This is a genomic window from Limnohabitans sp. (assembly GCF_044361645.1).
Taxonomy (GTDB): Bacteria; Pseudomonadota; Gammaproteobacteria; order Burkholderiales; family Burkholderiaceae_C; genus Limnohabitans_A.
On record NZ_JBIKIL010000096.1, the window covers coordinates 1 to 15,085 of the forward strand.

At 61.8% G+C, this 15,085-nt stretch carries 14 protein-coding genes and 1 pseudogene; 4 read left to right on the forward strand and 11 right to left on the reverse strand.

Annotation, left to right across the window (positions count from 1 at the left end):
* The 3 genes from ACIQ39_RS14175 to ACIQ39_RS14185 form a co-directional block, all read left to right on the forward strand.
* Positions 1–802 (forward strand): molybdopterin oxidoreductase family protein (locus ACIQ39_RS14175; RefSeq protein WP_396435251.1); only part of this gene is annotated, 802 nt, incomplete at its 5' end.
* Positions 803–861: 59 nt separating this feature from the next.
* Positions 862–1,584 (forward strand): 4Fe-4S dicluster domain-containing protein, encoded by a 723-nt coding sequence (locus ACIQ39_RS14180; protein WP_396435263.1) that lies wholly within the window; start codon positions 862–864, stop codon positions 1,582–1,584.
* Positions 1,585–1,591: 7 nt separating this feature from the next.
* On the forward strand, positions 1,592–2,518 hold the full coding sequence (locus tag ACIQ39_RS14185) for a dimethyl sulfoxide reductase anchor subunit family protein (RefSeq protein ID WP_396435252.1): 927 nt from the start codon (positions 1,592–1,594) through the stop codon (positions 2,516–2,518).
* Between the two features lie 51 nt (positions 2,519–2,569).
* Here ACIQ39_RS14185 and ACIQ39_RS14190 read toward each other — a convergent pair whose 3' ends face one another.
* From ACIQ39_RS14190 to ACIQ39_RS14200, 3 genes are all read right to left on the reverse strand, one after another.
* A complete protein-coding gene (locus ACIQ39_RS14190) occupies positions 2,570–3,175 on the reverse strand; it encodes a nitroreductase family protein (RefSeq protein WP_396435253.1) in 606 nt (201 codons plus the stop codon).
* A gap of 6 nt (positions 3,176–3,181) precedes the next feature.
* Positions 3,182–4,600 carry an NAD(P)/FAD-dependent oxidoreductase gene (locus tag ACIQ39_RS14195; RefSeq protein ID WP_396435254.1) on the reverse strand — a complete coding sequence of 473 codons (1,419 nt, stop codon included), beginning with the start codon at positions 4,598–4,600 and terminating at the stop codon, positions 3,182–3,184.
* 66 nt (positions 4,601–4,666) lie between these two features.
* On the reverse strand, positions 4,667–5,059 hold the full coding sequence (locus ACIQ39_RS14200; RefSeq protein ID WP_396435255.1) for a nuclear transport factor 2 family protein: 393 nt from the start codon (positions 5,057–5,059) through the stop codon (positions 4,667–4,669).
* Between the two features lie 182 nt (positions 5,060–5,241).
* Here ACIQ39_RS14200 and ACIQ39_RS14205 point away from each other — a divergent pair, with 182 nt between their 5' ends.
* Positions 5,242–6,774: a PLP-dependent aminotransferase family protein gene (locus tag ACIQ39_RS14205; RefSeq protein WP_396435256.1), complete on the forward strand. Its 1,533-nt coding sequence runs from the start codon at positions 5,242–5,244 to the stop codon at positions 6,772–6,774.
* 38 nt (positions 6,775–6,812) lie between these two features.
* Here the strand turns inward: ACIQ39_RS14205 and ACIQ39_RS14210 are convergent, their stop codons facing one another.
* From ACIQ39_RS14210 to ACIQ39_RS14245, 8 genes and pseudogenes are all read right to left on the reverse strand, one after another.
* Positions 6,813–7,637 (reverse strand): ABC transporter permease subunit, encoded by an 825-nt coding sequence (locus ACIQ39_RS14210; protein WP_396435257.1) that lies wholly within the window; start codon positions 7,635–7,637, stop codon positions 6,813–6,815.
* Positions 7,630–8,418 carry a taurine ABC transporter ATP-binding protein gene (locus tag ACIQ39_RS14215; protein WP_396435258.1) on the reverse strand — a complete coding sequence of 263 codons (789 nt, stop codon included), beginning with the start codon at positions 8,416–8,418 and terminating at the stop codon, positions 7,630–7,632. The genes ACIQ39_RS14210 and ACIQ39_RS14215 overlap by 8 nt, the downstream gene beginning before the upstream one ends.
* Before the next feature lie 74 nt (positions 8,419–8,492).
* A complete protein-coding gene (tauA, locus tag ACIQ39_RS14220; protein WP_396435264.1) occupies positions 8,493–9,449 on the reverse strand; it encodes a taurine ABC transporter substrate-binding protein in 957 nt (318 codons plus the stop codon).
* Between the two features lie 448 nt (positions 9,450–9,897).
* A complete protein-coding gene (locus tag ACIQ39_RS14225; RefSeq protein ID WP_396435259.1) occupies positions 9,898–10,947 on the reverse strand; it encodes a CobW family GTP-binding protein in 1,050 nt (349 codons plus the stop codon).
* Positions 10,948–11,228: 281 nt separating this feature from the next.
* The gene (locus tag ACIQ39_RS14230; RefSeq protein ID WP_396435260.1) at positions 11,229–12,899 is read right to left on the reverse strand and encodes an amidohydrolase; all 1,671 of its coding nucleotides are present in this window, start codon (positions 12,897–12,899) and stop codon (positions 11,229–11,231) included.
* Between the two features lie 31 nt (positions 12,900–12,930).
* Positions 12,931–13,941: an ABC transporter ATP-binding protein gene (locus tag ACIQ39_RS14235; protein WP_396435261.1), complete on the reverse strand. Its 1,011-nt coding sequence runs from the start codon at positions 13,939–13,941 to the stop codon at positions 12,931–12,933.
* Entirely contained in the window at positions 13,938–14,969 is a 1,032-nt protein-coding gene (locus ACIQ39_RS14240) for an ABC transporter ATP-binding protein (protein ID WP_396435262.1), read from the reverse strand. The genes ACIQ39_RS14235 and ACIQ39_RS14240 overlap by 4 nt, the downstream gene beginning before the upstream one ends.
* A gap of 16 nt (positions 14,970–14,985) precedes the next feature.
* Positions 14,986–15,085: pseudogene (locus ACIQ39_RS14245) on the reverse strand (ABC transporter permease); the annotation flags it as partial.

The window sequence follows — 15,085 nt, forward strand, 5'->3', positions numbered from 1 at the left end:
CTACATGCGCAACTGGAACCGCGACTACCTGGACTTTGCCAAAGACAAAGGCTGGCGTCAGCGCAACGACCCGGTGCAGCTGGCCATTTATTCCGACACCTTGCAGTCCTTTCGTCTGGCTGCGCAAGGCAAAACAAAAGGGCGTCAGCCGCCCGAGCATCTGCGCGAGCGCATCAACACCTATTTCGACCCCTTGCCGTTTTGGTATGCCCCGCTCGAAGACGCGGCCATTGACCTGAAGGCCTTTCCGCTCAACGCCATCACCCAGCGGCCCATGGCCATGTACCACTCGTGGGACTCGCAAAACGCTTGGCTGCGGCAAATTCACAGCCACAACTACCTGCATGTGCACCCCAGTACCGCGCAAGCGGCGGGCGTGGCCGATGGCGGTTGGGCCTGGGTGGAGAGCCACTGGGGCCAGGTGCGCTGCATGCTGCGCTTCAGCGAAGCCGTGGAGCCGGGCACCGTGTGGACCTGGAACGCGATTGGCAAAGGCGACGGCGCCTGGCACCTGGCACCCGGTTCGGACGAAGCGCGCAAAGGCTTTTTGCTCAACCACCTGATCTCGGAAGAATTGCCACTTCCCCAAGGTGCGGGCGCACCCGCCGGTGCGAAGGTCAGCAACTCTGACCCCATCACCGGCCAGGCGGGCTGGTACGACGTGCGGGTGCGCATTCGACCGGCCGATCCTGAAGAGGCGGCCCAGAGTTTTCCGCAGGTGGACACCATGCGACCCGTGCCTGGTGTGCGCGGTGGCGTGTCCCAAGTGATGCGCTTTTTTGCAGGGAAATCCAAACCATGATCCAGTGGCTCAAAGATCTTGTGCAAGGTCATGCTCCTTCCCCTGTCAGCCCCCATCTGATGGAGCCCGGCGGTGGCGCGGCCCAAGCCGTGGACACCGACACACCCACACTGGCGCGCCAGCTGGCGCTGGTGATTGACCTGAACGTCTGCGTGGGCTGCCATGCCTGCGTGACGGCCTGCAAGCAGTGGAACACCTCGGGCATGGCCGGGCCGCTGAGCGATGTCAACCCTTACGCAGCCGAGCCTACCGGCACCTTTTTCAACCGGGTGCAGACCTACGAGGCGGGTAGCTTTCCGAACACCGACACGGTGCACTTTCCCAAAAGTTGCCTGCACTGCGAAGACCCGCCCTGCGTACCGGTGTGCCCCACGGGCGCGAGCTACAAACGTGAGACGGATGGCATTGTGTTGGTCGACGCCGATAAATGCATCGGCTGCAAATACTGCGCCTGGGCCTGCCCTTATGGTGCGCGTGAATTTGACGAAGCCAGCGGCGTCATGACCAAGTGCACCTTGTGCGTGGACCGCATCCACAACCCCCTGCTGCCCGAAGCCGACCGCAAGCCCGCCTGTGTCAAGGCCTGCCCGACCAACGCCCGCCTGTTTGGTGACGTGAAAGACCCGAACAGCGAAGTCAGCCTGGCCATCCGCGAACGCGGCGGTTATGCCCTGATGCCCGAATTGAACACCCGGCCGGCCAACCAATACCTGCCGCGCCGCGTCACCCCGGCAGCGGTGTCGCCCCAGCCAAGCCCTGCGGGCCAAACTAAGCCACATTGAGGTCTTCATGCGTCCAGCCTGGTCCATCCTTTTGTTCACCACCCTGTCCGGCACGGCCCAGGGTCTGCTGCTGGCGCTGGCCGTGGCCAGCTGGCTGATGCCCCTGGACACAGGCTTTGCCCTCGCGGCCATCGCCTTGGCCGAAGTGCTGTTGGTCGGTGGTCTGCTGGCCTCGTTTTTTCACCTCGGCCAAAAAGCCCGCGCCTGGCGGGCAGCAGCCATGTGGCGCACCTCGTGGATGTCGCGCGAAGTCATCGTGCTCCCCCTGCTCATGGGGCTGGTTGCGCTGTGGTGGCTGGGTTTGTACTTGGGCGCGTCAACCCTTGCCTTGCAGGCACTGTCAGCGGCGGTGGTGGTGGTCACGCTGGCGCTGTGGGTGTGCACCGCTATGATCTACGCGTGCCTGCGCTTTTTGCAAGAGTGGGCGCACCCGCTCACCGTGATCAACTTCACCCTGCTGGGCATGAGTTCGGGCAGTGTGCTGCTGTGCGCCCTGACCAGTGCCACGGGGCAAGCCGCGCTGCTGGCCTGGCTGCAGCCCTGGGTGCTGGCGAGCACCTTGCTGGCCTGGTTCCTGCGCAGCCTGGCTTTGCGCCGCAATGCGCTCCTGTCGCCAATGTCGACCCTGCAATCGGCCACGGGCATTCACAACCCTCAGTTGGTGCAAAAATCAATGGGCATGTCTGCCGGATCCTTCAACACCCGCGAGTTTTTTCACGGCGCCACCGCCCACACCGTGCGCCGCATGCCCTGGGTGTTTCAGCTGCTGCTGTTTGCACTGCCTTTGCTTTTGCTGGCCCTGCTCGGCACGCAGTCGGCGCTGGTCTGGTTGGGTGCCGTGATGTTGCAGTTTGTCGGCCTCTTGGCCGAGCGCTGGGTTTTCTTCGCCCAGGCTCGCCATCCGCAAAACCTGTTTTACCAAACCGTGTCTTGAGGCATGGATCCCGGATCAAGTGCTGGATGACAGTACTTGCAAAATGCACCGCTACAACGTGCTGAAGTAATCGGCTGGCGAAGGTCGTTGACGGTTTGTGCGGGAAGATTGGATGTGGCCGATGTTGAGGCAGCAAATGGCGCTTTCATGGGCTGGCAAGGCAAACAGTTGGCGAAAGGCTTGCGCGTGCATGGCCTTGCCGCTGGTCAGGCTGGAGCCCAAACCCAAAGCCGTGCACATGAGCATCATGTTTTGCAGGGCGCAGCCGAGTGACACCAGCCGCTCAGCGGTGGGGATGTGGTCTTTGCCCTCATGTTCTGGCTGCTGGGTTCGGCATATGGCCAGCAAGAGCCAGGGCGCGCGGTGCGCCTTTTCGCGTGCTTGGTCGAGTTCTTGGGCGCTGGCTTTCGCATCGCGTTCATGAAGGGCTTGTACAAAGGCTTCAGCCAACAGATTCCTCTTCGCTGCGGTGACTTCGACAAAGCGCCAGGGCAGAATTTGATGGTGGTCCGGTGCGGCACTGGCGGCCAAAAGGATGCGTGACTTTTGTGCCGCGTCAGGCCCTGGGCCTTGCAGTCTTTTGGGCAGTGTGGTTCGGCGCGCGTGAAGCCTATGTTCGGCAGCATCGGCCAAGAGCCCATTGGGCGGCACAGACATGGGCTTTCACTTCTCGTCTTGCCACCAGTACCACTTGTACAAAAACCTCTGGCCCAGGCGGCGGAAGGGGGCGAGGGCTTCGGAGCGGAACATGTGCAAAAAGTGCGGGTAGGTCAGCGCGCTGTTGTAGATCGGCAGCTGAAAGACTTCCTGGCCCGCGTCTTTGCCAGCCACGCGCTCGGCCAGGCGTTTGCCCGCCCAGGTGGAAAACGACACCCCATTGCCGCCGTAACCTAGCGCGTACCAAACGCTTTGGCTGGGGTCGGGTTGGGTGATACGCGGCATCATGTCGTGGCTCACATCGACCCAGCCCCACCAGGCATGCTCGATGGGGATGCCCGCCAAGGTCGGAAACTTGCGTGCAATACCGTCGGTCAAGAGCTTCTGGTGTTTGGGATCGGGCGCCGCAGCCCCGGTCACGGCGCTGCGGCTGCCGATTTGCAGGCGATTGTCAGGCAGCAGCCGGTAGTAAAAACGCAGGGTGCGCGTGTCGGTCAGGAAGACACGGGTCTTCAGGCCTGCGGCTTCAATCTGGGCTTGGGTCAAGGGTTGCGTGACCATGTTGTTGGACAAGATGGGCAGCAGTTTGTTTTTGGTCAGCGGGCTCAGGGCCTGGCCGGTGTAGCCACCAGTGCACACGGCCACGCGTTTGGCGCGCACGGTGCCACCGGGCGTGCGCAGGTGGTGCACGCCATGGATGGTTTCCCAGCCTTGTACGGGGCTGGCGGTGTGCAGTTTCACACCCAGGGCGCGGGCCTTGCGGATCAGGCCAAAGGTGAACTTGAGGGGGTGGATGCCCACGCCTTCTTGCTCCCACATGGCGCCTGCGGCGTCGTGGTCGTTGAAGTGATTTTGCCGCAATTCGTCGGCCGAAAGCATTTGGGTTTGGTAGCCAAAAATCTCGTTGCGCACCCGGGCCTGCTCTTTCAGGTAGGCGACTTTTTCGGGGCGGTGCGCCACGTACAGGTGACCGCCGTCGGTGGCGTCGCAGTCGACATCGAAGGCCAGGCTCTTGAAGTTCTCAAAGCCGGTGCGGATTTCGGTGTCCAGCTTTTTGGCCACGTCCAGGCCCCAGCGCTCGATCCACTGCGCCCGCGACAGGCGGCCGCTGGCGTTTTGGCCCTGGCCGCCGCTGCGGCTGGAGCAACCCCAGGCGCTCTGGTTGGCTTCGAGCACCACAGTCTGAATGCCCTGCTCTTGGGCCAGGTACAAGGCGGTTGAGATGCCGGTCGAGCCCGCACCGATGACCACCACATCCACGTCCATGTCGTGCTGCACCGGACCATCGTCAAGCGGCGGCGTGCCTGCGCTGGCGACCCAATAGCTGGGCGCGTAGTCGCGGCCTGCACCGGGGGTCGCGTGCACCAGCGGGTCGTATTGGGGGTCGTAGCGGGTGTCACGGTGCGCTTTGTCGTTGGACGTCATGAGCGGTTTCTCGAAAATGGGTCAAGACGGATCACAGCTACTCTGCAGGGCCGAGCTGCTGTGATCTCATTTGGCAGCAGGCAAGTTGGGTCGGTTTTTGCGGAATGCGCTCTTGGACAGAATCTTGCCGTCCTTAAAGGCAAAGATGTCCACGCCGTCGGTTTCCACCCGCGAGCCGTCGGTGGCGGTGCCGACATAGGTCCATTCAGAGACACCAAAGTCGCCTTGCACAAAATGCTTGCCATTGATCCACTGCGCATCGGGCACGGTAGCCCAAGCGCCTGGAAAGGCTTTACGCAAGGCCTCGTGGCCCTGGTGGCGCGAGCCGCACGCGTCGGGGCCACCCGCAGTCATGAACACGCCATCGGGGTGCATGAAACTCAGCAGGGCTTCCACGTCATGGCGGTTCCAAGCGTCGGTGAAAGCTTCGAGGGTGGCAAGGGTGACGGTGGCGGACAAGGGCTTCTCCTAGGGGTGATCAAAGTCTTGAAAGAATAGCCCATCTTCGCAGGTTGCATAGAGCCAGATCGGGTCAATCGCGTGTGCCAGCCAGCCTGCTTATACTGGCACGCATGTCGAGCCGATACCGCACCAAAGATGTTCAGTGGGAGAGTCTTTTTTCCCTGCAAGACAAACCTGCCATGCCCTTGCAACAACGCTTGCGGCTGGCTGCTGTGGAGGCCATTTTGGACGGCCGCTTGCCACCTGGTGCGACCTTGCCGTCTTCGCGTGAACTGGCCAAGGCACTGGGCCTAAGCCGCAACACTGTGACTTCGGCCTACATGCGCCTGATCGACGACGGTTTTCTGGAAGCGCATCCGCGCAGTGGTGTATTTGTGAAGGTGCACGGTGATGCCCGTCCGTTCGCTGCGCTGGGCTCTAACTTGCGCGCTGGTTTGCAGCCAGACCTGCACAAGCCATCCGTCCAACGGACCGTGCAACTTTCCGAGACCGCAGAAGCGCAGCCCGCCTCGCCCGATTGGTCGGCGCGCCTGATTCGTTCGCTCAGTGACCGCCGCACCCTGGCCAAGCCTGACCAATGGCATCGCTACCCCTATCCCTTTGTCTACGGCACCTTTGATCCCCAGCTCTTTCCGACCGAGGCGTTTCGCGAGTGTTGTGTGCACAGCCTGGCGCGTGCCCACCTGCCGCAGTGGACGCCTGATTTTGAACTCAGTGATGTGCCGGAGTTGATTGAGCAAATCCGCTTGCGCCTCTTGCCCAAACGCGGAGTGTTTGCTTTGCCCGAAGAAATCCTGATCACCGTGGGTGCGCAAAACGCTTACTACATGCTGGGCGAAGCTTTGTTCGATGCCGATTCCTGCGTGGGTTTGGAAGAACCCGGGCACCCGCATGCCCGCAACAGTTTTGCATCGCGCCAGCCGCAGTGGGCTGCCTTGACCGTGGATGATCAGGGATTGGTGGTCGAGCGCATGCCAGCGTTGGACTACGTGTATGTGACCCCTTCCCACCAAAGCCCGACCACGCGCACCCTGTCGCTGCAGCGGCGCAAGCGTTTGCTCGCATTGGCCGAGCAGCGTGACTTTGTGGTGATTGAGGACGATTACGAGGCTGAGAACCTTTACGAAGGTGTGCCTGTGCCCGCGCTCAAGAGCCTGGACAAGGTGGGGCGTGTGATTTATGTGGGCTCGATTTCCAAGAGCTTGTCGCCTTCTTTGCGCTTGGGTTATATCGTCGCGCCACGCCCACTGATCGCCGAGTTGCGTGTTTTGCGCCACGCCATGGTGCGTCACCCCAGCGCATTTTTGCAGCACGCTTTTGCACATTTTTTGTCGCTGGGTCACCACGAGACGCATGCCCGCCGCGTGAACCAAGCCTTGCAGGCACGCATGCAGGCCTTGAGTGAAGCCTTGCGCCGTGAACTGCCGGATTTTCAGTTTGTCTTGCCCACAGGCGGCGCTTCGGTGTGGGTGCGTACGCCTGACTGGGTGGATACGAGCGAGCTGGCGCTCATGGCGCGTGAGCAGGGTGTTTTGATTGAAGCGGGGGAGGTGTTTTTTATGCACCCGCCTTACCCCTGTCCGTATTTCCGTTTGCGCTTGTCTTCCATTGGGGTAGATCAAATCGGACCCGGCATTCGAGCGCTGGCCTTGGCTGTACAAGCTTTGGCTCAGGCGCGAGGTGTTCCAAGAGTCCTGGCCCACCGGTACTGAGTCATCGCAGTTTCGTTCTTGCAGACCTAAGTCAAGGCTTACATCTTGCCTTTCCAGGGCACCAAGCGGCGTTCAATGAAACGCATGAGCAGGTCAAAACCGTAGGCCACCACGCCAATGACGATGATGCCCATAATGACGATGTCGGTGCGCAGGAAGTTCGAGGCGTTGAGAACCATCTGGCCCAGTCCCACATTGGCTGCCACCATCTCGGCTGCCACCAAGGTGCTCCATCCAAAGCCGATCGCCACCCGCATGCCGACCAAAATTTCAGGCAATGCTGCAGGCACAACGACGTGGCGGATGACTTGCGCATAGCTCGCGCCCATGGAGTAGGCGGCGTTCATTTGTTCTTGCGAGGCGCTGCGCATGCCCGAGCGGGCGGCCATGGCCAGAGGGGCAAAGCAGCTCAGAAAAATCAACAAAACCTTGGGTAACTCGTCGATGCCAAACCAGATGATGATCAGAGGCAAATAGGCCAGGGGTGGCAAGGGCCGATAAAGTTCAATGGGTGGATCGAAAATGCCGCGCCAGACCCGAGACATGCCCATAGCAATGCCCACCGGAATGGCCACTAAGCTGGCCAGTAAAAAGGCACCAAATACGCGCAGCATGCTGGCCACAAAGTGTTCCCATAAGGGCTTGTCGTTGGCCGTGCCGGTGATGTATTCATAAAACTGTGTGAAAACCGCCTGCGGTGAAGGCAGGAACAGGGGTTTGATCCAGCCCATGGACGTGGTCAGCGTCCACAAGCCCAGCAGCACCAGTAGGGTAACCAGGCTGATGACGAGGCTCGAGCCCTCGCCGGGAATTTTGAAGGCGCTGGTTTTCAAAGGCGCAGCCGCCTTGTGGGGCTCAGCCATGGGTCGCCTCTCGGTGGTGGATGATGGACAGGATTTCTTCACGCATGCGGATGAATTCGGGTTCAGACTTGACGCGGCGGGCATCGCCATGGCTCAAGAAAGCGCGCGAGAATGGCAAGTCCTCAAAAGTGTGGGTGATGCGTCCGGGTCTGGGGCTCATGACGATGAGGCGGGTGGCCAGAAACAGCGCTTCTTCGACCGAGTGTGTGATGAAGAACACCATTTTGTGGGTTTGCGCCCAGGCCTTGAGCAGGATTTCCTGAACCGTCTCGCGGGTGAAGGCATCCAGCGCGCCCATGGGCTCGTCCATCAGCAACACAGCCGGGTCGTTGGCCAGGGCGCGAGCAATGCCCACGCGCTGCTGCATGCCGCCCGACAATTCGTAGACACCGCGCTCGGCGTATTTTTCTAGGCCCACCATGGCCAGTTTGTCCAGGGCCAAGCGGGCACGTTCGGCCGCAGGCACGCCGCGCAAGCGCAAGCCCAAGGCCACGTTGTCCAGCACATTGAGCCAAGGCATCAGGGCGTGCTTTTGAAACACCACACCCCGGTCGGCTCCGGGACCAATGATGGGGCGAGCATCCAGCAAAATTTCGCCACTCGATGGGGGTAAAAATCCGGCCAGGCAATTGAGCAAGGTCGTTTTACCGCAGCCTGAGGCACCGAGGGCGACCACAAAATCACCGTCGCGCATTTGCAATTGCACGGGTGCCAGGGCTTGTAGGGTGCCGCCCTGGATGGCGTAGTTGACCGTCAGGTCTTTGACTTCAAGTAATGGCATGGATGGCGCAGTCACAGTAAACAAACAATCCCCCTGCAGCCTGGGCTGCGGGGGGCTGACACAGGCTTTCCGCTTTACTGCATGGCTTTTTTGACGTAGGCGTCGGTCACAAAGGCCGAGTAGTTCGGCTTGACTTCCTGAATGCGCCCTTGCTCCTTGAGGAAGACGGCCGTGTTGGTCATGGCCTTGGCGGCACCACCACCGAGCCAGGTGGCCGAAATTTGCTCTTGAGCCGTGGGGAATTTGTACAGCGCCATGGCCGCTGGCACGTCGGCCGGATTGGCCTTGGTCCACTTGGCCACAGCTTTGACTTGTGGTGAGTCAGCGGTCCATTGCGCCTTTTTGGAGCGATAAGCCTCATCCGCCTTGATCAGGGCCTTGACCAGCGCGACCATGAAGCCTTCGTTTTGCGCCGCCCATTTGGCATCGACCACCAGGCCATCAAAGGTGGGGTAGCCTTTTTGGCCGATGCTGGCTGAAGAGGCAATCGCTTTGCCATTGCCCTTGATCTTGCTCAGGATCGGGTCCCAGATGAAGGCTGCATCGATGTCGCCACGCTCCCAGGCGGCCGCGATTTCTGGCGGACGCAGGTTCATCACGTTGACCTTTTTGCTGTCCACGCCTTCGAGCTTCATGCCCACCATCAACTGATAGTGCGCCGTGGAGACAAAAGGCGTTGCCACTTTTTTGCCGACCAAGTCCTTGATGCTGTTGATGCCTGAACCGTTGCGGGCGATCAGGGCCTCGGCATCGCCAATGTCGTCCAGAATCCAGAACAGCTTGAGGTCTTGGCCTTGGCTGGCCGCAGCAGTGAAAGGGCTGGAGCCCGCTTCGCCAATCTGCACGCCGCCCGAAGCCATGGCCTTGATCACGTCGCCACCGCCGCCAAACATGCGCCAGTTGATTTTGTAGCCGGTGGCTTTTTCCAACTCGCCCGACTCCATCACGGTGCGCAAGGGCACCAACATGTCCTGGTGGGCGAATGTGACTTCTTTGGCTGCCTGGGCGCTGGCCAGACCGGTGAACATCATCAGCGACAAGCCCAGAGCGGGGGTGGCTGAAAGAAGGGATCGACGTGTTGTCATGCTTTGTCTCCTTTTGGGTTTTTCAAACGGGTGAGCGTCTTTGCAAACGCCAATCACGGCATCTGCTGTCATGCAGTTTGGGGCCGTCTCCCGGCAGAAACTAGAGCCAGTTGATGGCCTTTTTCAGGGCCAGTTTGTGGATATAAAGGAACTCTTTATGAATTTTTAAAAAGCTAAAAAAATTAACTTTTCACTCTGAAAAGACGGGCTTGCACGAACCTCAAAGGGCGATTTGCGCAAAGCCATGGCATGGCTCTGCTCAGGGTTTATCCGGGGCCGTGGCGCATGGCTTTGAAGGGGGTATCGAAGAGCACCTGTTGTGCAGGTGTAGCCAGGCGATGATTCATCGCAAAAGGCTTTTTGGGACGGCACAAGCGCTGCTGGCGATGCTGGGCTACAGGTCTGCGTTGGCTGTCGTGCCCCACACCGCATCCATCCAAGCGCTCATGGCTTGTGCCTGCAGCGGCGAGCGCACAGCGATGGTGAGTACGCGTGCTTGATCGGGGGTGTGTCGGGCGCGTTGCACACTGGCATGGCGGCCTGCGAACTGGATTTCTGACCAGTCGTGCTCATGAGTGCGCACCCAGCCTTTGAGGCGCATGACCCAAGCGGGCGTTTGCTGCAGTTGTTCGCGCAGCCAGGCGGTGTGAAACACCTGCGCAGGGCTGCGGCTGTCGCTGGTGAACAGGTTGGCATGGTCTGCGCAGTGGTTGTGCACATGCCCATGATCGTGGTCGTGGTCGTGGTCGTGGTCGTGGTCGTGGTCGTGGTCGTGCGCGCACTGGTCGGTGCAGCCGTGCGCAGGCGCGGCGGCAGAGGCCGCTGCCGATGCAGGCTCCCAATCGGTTTGCAGCAAAGCCAGGGGCAACTGCCCGTGCTGGCTTTTAAGGCAGGGCACGGGACCGACGGTGTCGTGCAGCCAGGTGGTGCACGCCTGAATCTCGTCAACGCTGCACAGGTCGGTTTTGTTGAGCACCAGCAGATCGGCGGCGCGCAGTTGGCGCATCAGGCTGTCGTGCAGCAAGGGGTCGGCCGCGTGAGCGCGCACGGCGGCAGCGTCCACCACCACCAGCACGCCATGCAAGCTCAGGCGTTTGTCGGCCAGGGCGATCTGGGCAATGGGCCAGGGGTCTGACACACCGCTGGCCTCGATGACGATGGCGTCAAAGGGCTGAGGCGTGTCCAGCACTTGCAGCAGGGCCTGGCTCAGGTCGCCGCCAATCTGGCAGCACACGCAACCGTTGCTCAGGGCGATGGTGTCGCTGTTGCTTTCGCTCAGCAGTTCGGCGTCGATGTTGATCGCGCCAAAGTCATTGACCAGCACGGCGATGCGCTGGCCCTTCGCTTGCTTTAACCAATGCACCAGCAAACTGGTTTTGCCTGCGCCCAGAAAACCGCCAATCACAGTCAGAGGAATGCGGGGCGGTGTCGGGGTGTTGTGCATGGTGGGCGTGAAAAGCAGAGAGTTACTGTCGTATGAAGGCGTCAATGGTCAGGGGTGTTGTTCCCGTAGCAGCCCACCCCGTGGGCAATGGCTTGTGCTTGCAGGGTGATGCTGTTGGGGGCGTGTTCCACGCCCATCGCCCAAAGGGTGGGTTCCTACAAAAGAGGTGCCTCCGGCGAAGGCCTCATGTTGGGGCTGAAGCCGCCGACCTACCGATACGGGTCTGTGGCTTGGTTCCTTGGTCGTCAACATGGCAGACCTCAGTGTGCCGGGTCAACGCATCAGGCCACTTGCGCGGGGAAAATCTGGCCGCCCAGCACGGTGCCCCAAACCCGGGCGTCCTTGAGTTTTTCGGCGCCCAGGGTCAGCGGGTTGTCCAGCAGCACACAAAAGTCGGCGCGTTTGCCCACTTCGATGCTGCCGATTTCGTGGTCCATCTTCAGTGTCCAGGCGGCACCCAGTGTGATGGCGTGCAGGGCTTGCGGCACGGTGAGGCGTTCTTTTTCGCCCAGCATGCGGCCCTTGGGCGTGATGCGGTTGACGGCGCACCAAGCGGTGAACAGCGGGCCCAGCGGCGTGACCGGCGCATCGGAATGGATGGCCAGTGGCACCCCGGCGGCCAGTGCGCTGCCGCAGGCGTCGAGCCGGTGGGCGCGGTCGGGGCCCATGGTCATTTCGTAATGCTGGTCGCCCCAGTACCACAGGTGGTTGGCAAACAGGTTGGCGCACAGGCCCAGGCTGGCCATGCGGCGGAACATGGGCGCATCGACCATTTGCGCGTGTTGCAGGGTGTGGCGGTGGTCGCTGCGCGGGGCGCGTGCTAGTACGCGTTCCACCGCATCGATGGCGGCCAGGCTGGCTTCATCGCCGTTGGTGTGGGTGTGGATGTGCAGGCCTGCGCGGTGGTAGATCTCGAAGTCGGCCTCGTACTGGCTGGGGGCGGTGACCCAGATGCCGTTGGGTGCGCCGTTGAAGTGGCCGGGCCAGCGCATGCGCGCTGAAAAGCCCTGGATCGAGCCGTCCAGCATCATCTTGACCAGGCCGTAACGCAGCTTGTCGGTGTTGCGTTTTTTCATGGCGTTGACGTGCTTGGCGCCTTGCGTGGCCCCGTGTGTGCCATGGAAGGCCTTGAAGGCGGGCAAGATGCGTACACAGCATTCGTCTTGGGCCAGGGCCGACTCCAGCACGGCGCAATCGGCTTCGCTCAGGGTGTTGACCAGGTCGGTGGCGGTGGTCACGCCTTGCATCTTGGCCAGGCGCGCAAAGTTCATCATGCCGGTCTCGTCCATGGGCGACATGAGCCCGGCCGTGCCCACATGGCGCATGACCAGGTGCATGGCAGCCGGTTCTTGCAGCTCGCCATTGGGGTGGTCCTTGCGGGGGCCGTCCTTGAATTTGACGACGCCTTCGACCTCGATGTCTTCGTCGACCTCGGCGATGCGCAGCATGGGGCTGTTGACGTTCATCAGGTGACCGTTGGCGTGCGCAATCACGATGGGGCGGGTGCTGCTGGCGCGGTCCAGGTGGTCGACCGTCATGCGTTCGCCACCAAAATAAATTGGATCAAAGCCCCAGGCCAGCAAAGGCTTGTCGGCGAGTTCGCCGCTTTGTTGCATCTTCTGGTCGATTTCGATCAGGCGCTGCACCACGGCTTCCATGGAGCGCAGGCCTTTGACGGTTTGGCCCCAGGGGTTCAGGCGGTCAAACCAGCCCAGATACTCCAGATCCCACATGCCGCCTTCCTTCAAGTGGCAGTGGCCTTCGATCATGCCCGGCATCAGCGTGCAGTCGGCGAAGCGGGCGTCCAGCGTGTAGTCGCCCCATTGGGCCAGTTCGTCCAACTGGCCCACGCCCAGGATGCGGCCATCGCGCACCGCCACATGCGTGGCCGAGGCCTGCATCGGGTTCATGGTGATGATCTCGCGGGCCACATAAATGGTGGTGGTGCTCATGGCAGTTCTCCTCAAAATTGTGGCCAGCGCTTTAGCTGATCGTGGGCAAGGGGTACAGGGGCTGACCGCTGTCGGACACGCGGTGGCAGGCCACATGGTGGCCGGGCAGCACTTCGCGCAAGGTCGGGGGCGCGGCGCGGCAGGCGTCTTCGGCAAAGGGGCAGCGCCCGGCAAAACGGCAGCCGCTGGGCACATTGAGCGGGCTGGGCGGGTCGCCTTGCAGGCGAATGCGCAGCTTACGTTTTTGACCGCGTGCATCCATCGACGGCGCAGCCGACCACAGGGCCAGCGTGTAGGGGTGCAGGGGGTGGGCAAACAGGTCTTCGCGGGGTGCGCGTTCCACAAACTGCCCCAGGTACATGACGGCGATGTCATCGCACATGTGGCGGATCACGCCCAGGTCGTGCGAGATGAACAGGTAGGTCAGCCCCAGCTCTTTTTGCAGCCGCTGCATGAGGTTCAGGATTTGCGCCTGGATGGCCACGTCGAGCGCCGACACCGGTTCGTCGCACACCAGCAGTTCGGGCCGCCCGGCCAGAGCCCGGGCAAGTGCTATGCGCTGGCGCTGGCCACCCGAAAACTGGTGTGGGAACAGCTGCATTTGTTCGGGGCGCAGACCGGCTTGCATGAACAGCGTGCGCGCCAGCTCGTCGCGCTCGGCGGGCGCGCCCACGCCCATCATGTCCAGCGCATCGCGGATGGCCTGACCAGCGCGCACCCGGGGGTTGAGCGAGGCAAAAGGGTCTTGGAACACCATCTGAAAGTGTTTGCGCTGCAGCCGCAGGGCTTCGCCTTGCAGTGTGCTGATGGGGGCGTCGCCCAGCGCCACATGGCCTGCAGTCACCGGGGCCAGGCGCATCACGGCCAGGGCCGTGGTGCTTTTGCCTGAGCCGCTTTCACCCACGATGCCAAAGGTGCGGCCGCGTTCGATGTCAAAACTCACGCCGTCCACCGCCTTGAGCACGGTTTTGGGCTGGAGAAAACCGCCCTTGAGCGGGTAGTGCACTTGCAGGTCACGCACCTGCAACAAGGTGTCACTCATGCTGGCGCTCCTTGGACTTCGGGGAAGAGCCAGCACATCACGCGGTGGCCGCTTTGCACCCAGGTGCTGGGCGGCACATGGGTGCGGCAGCGTGGTTGCGCGTGGCTGCAGCGGTCGGCAAAGGTGCAGCCACCTTGTCGTTCCAGCAGTGAGGGCACGGTGCCTGGAATTTCTTGCAAGGGCTGGCCGTGGCTTTGCGGGTTGCGGCCAGGTGCGCAGGCGATCAGGCCCTGGGTATAGGGGTGGCTGGGGCGCGACAAGATCAGATCGGTCGGCCCTTCTTCCACCATGCGGCCCGCGTACATCACGGCCACGCGATCGGTCATCTCGGCCACCGCCCCCATGTCGTGGGTGATCAAGAGCACAGCGGTGCCGGTGCGCTCGCGCATCTCGCTGATGAGGTCAAAAATTTGGGCCTGCACCGTCACGTCGAGCGCCGTGGTGGGCTCATCGGCGATCAGCACATCGGGCTGGCAGGCCAGCGCCATGGCGATCATGACGCGCTGGCGCATGCCCCCCGAAAATTGGTGCGGAAACTGGTGCACGCGGCCTGCAGCGTCTGGTATGCCCACGGCTTCGAGCATCTCGATGGCGCGCGTCAAAGCGGCCTGCGCATCGAGCCCCTGGTGCAGGCGCACCGATTCCATGATCTGCTCGCCCACGCTGTAGGCGGGGTTCAAAGACGTCATGGGCTCCTGAAAAATCATCGAAATGCGGTTGCCGCGCACGCGCCGCATTTGTGCTTCGGGCAGTTGCAGCAGATCCTTGCCTTCAAACAGGATTTGGCCCGAGGTGATGCGCCCAGGCGGCTGCGGGATCAGGCGCATCAAGGCCAGCGCTGTGATGCTTTTGCCGCAGCCCGATTCGCCCACCAGGCCAAGCGTTTCGCCACGGCGCAGTTGCAAGTGGATGTCTTCCAGCACATGGGCGGTACCGCCCCGGCTCTGGAACTCGACGCCCAGGCCGCGAACTTCGAGCAAGGGCGCCGTGTCGGTCGTTCTTTCTGTCATGTCAATGGGGAAGGTCATGCGGGTGTCTTCGGGCTCAGCGCAAATGCATTTTGGGGTTGAGTGCATCGTTGAGGCCATCGCCCACCAGACTGACCGACAACACCGTCAGGAAAATCGCAGCGCCAGGCAGCGTC

Bases quoted from the DNA above. Each gene is read 5' to 3' on its own strand.
- ACIQ39_RS14180 (WP_396435263.1), top strand. From the start codon at position 862: ATGGAGCCCGGCGGTGGCGCGGCCCAAGCCGTGGACACCGACACACCC.
- ACIQ39_RS14185 (WP_396435252.1), top strand. From the start codon at position 1,592: ATGCGTCCAGCCTGGTCCATCCTTTTGTTCACCACCCTGTCCGGCACG.
- ACIQ39_RS14190 (WP_396435253.1), bottom strand. From the start codon at position 3,175: ATGTCTGTGCCGCCCAATGGGCTCTTGGCCGATGCTGCCGAACATAGG.
- ACIQ39_RS14195 (WP_396435254.1), bottom strand. From the start codon at position 4,600: ATGACGTCCAACGACAAAGCGCACCGTGACACCCGCTACGACCCCCAA.
- ACIQ39_RS14205 (WP_396435256.1), top strand. From the start codon at position 5,242: ATGCCCTTGCAACAACGCTTGCGGCTGGCTGCTGTGGAGGCCATTTTG.
- ACIQ39_RS14210 (WP_396435257.1), bottom strand. From the start codon at position 7,637: ATGGCTGAGCCCCACAAGGCGGCTGCGCCTTTGAAAACCAGCGCCTTC.
- ACIQ39_RS14215 (WP_396435258.1), bottom strand. From the start codon at position 8,418: ATGCCATTACTTGAAGTCAAAGACCTGACGGTCAACTACGCCATCCAG.
- tauA (WP_396435264.1), bottom strand. From the start codon at position 9,449: ATGATGTTCACCGGTCTGGCCAGCGCCCAGGCAGCCAAAGAAGTCACA.
- ACIQ39_RS14225 (WP_396435259.1), bottom strand. From the start codon at position 10,947: ATGCACAACACCCCGACACCGCCCCGCATTCCTCTGACTGTGATTGGC.
- ACIQ39_RS14230 (WP_396435260.1), bottom strand. From the start codon at position 12,899: ATGAGCACCACCACCATTTATGTGGCCCGCGAGATCATCACCATGAAC.
- ACIQ39_RS14235 (WP_396435261.1), bottom strand. From the start codon at position 13,941: ATGAGTGACACCTTGTTGCAGGTGCGTGACCTGCAAGTGCACTACCCG.
- ACIQ39_RS14240 (WP_396435262.1), bottom strand. From the start codon at position 14,969: ATGACCTTCCCCATTGACATGACAGAAAGAACGACCGACACGGCGCCC.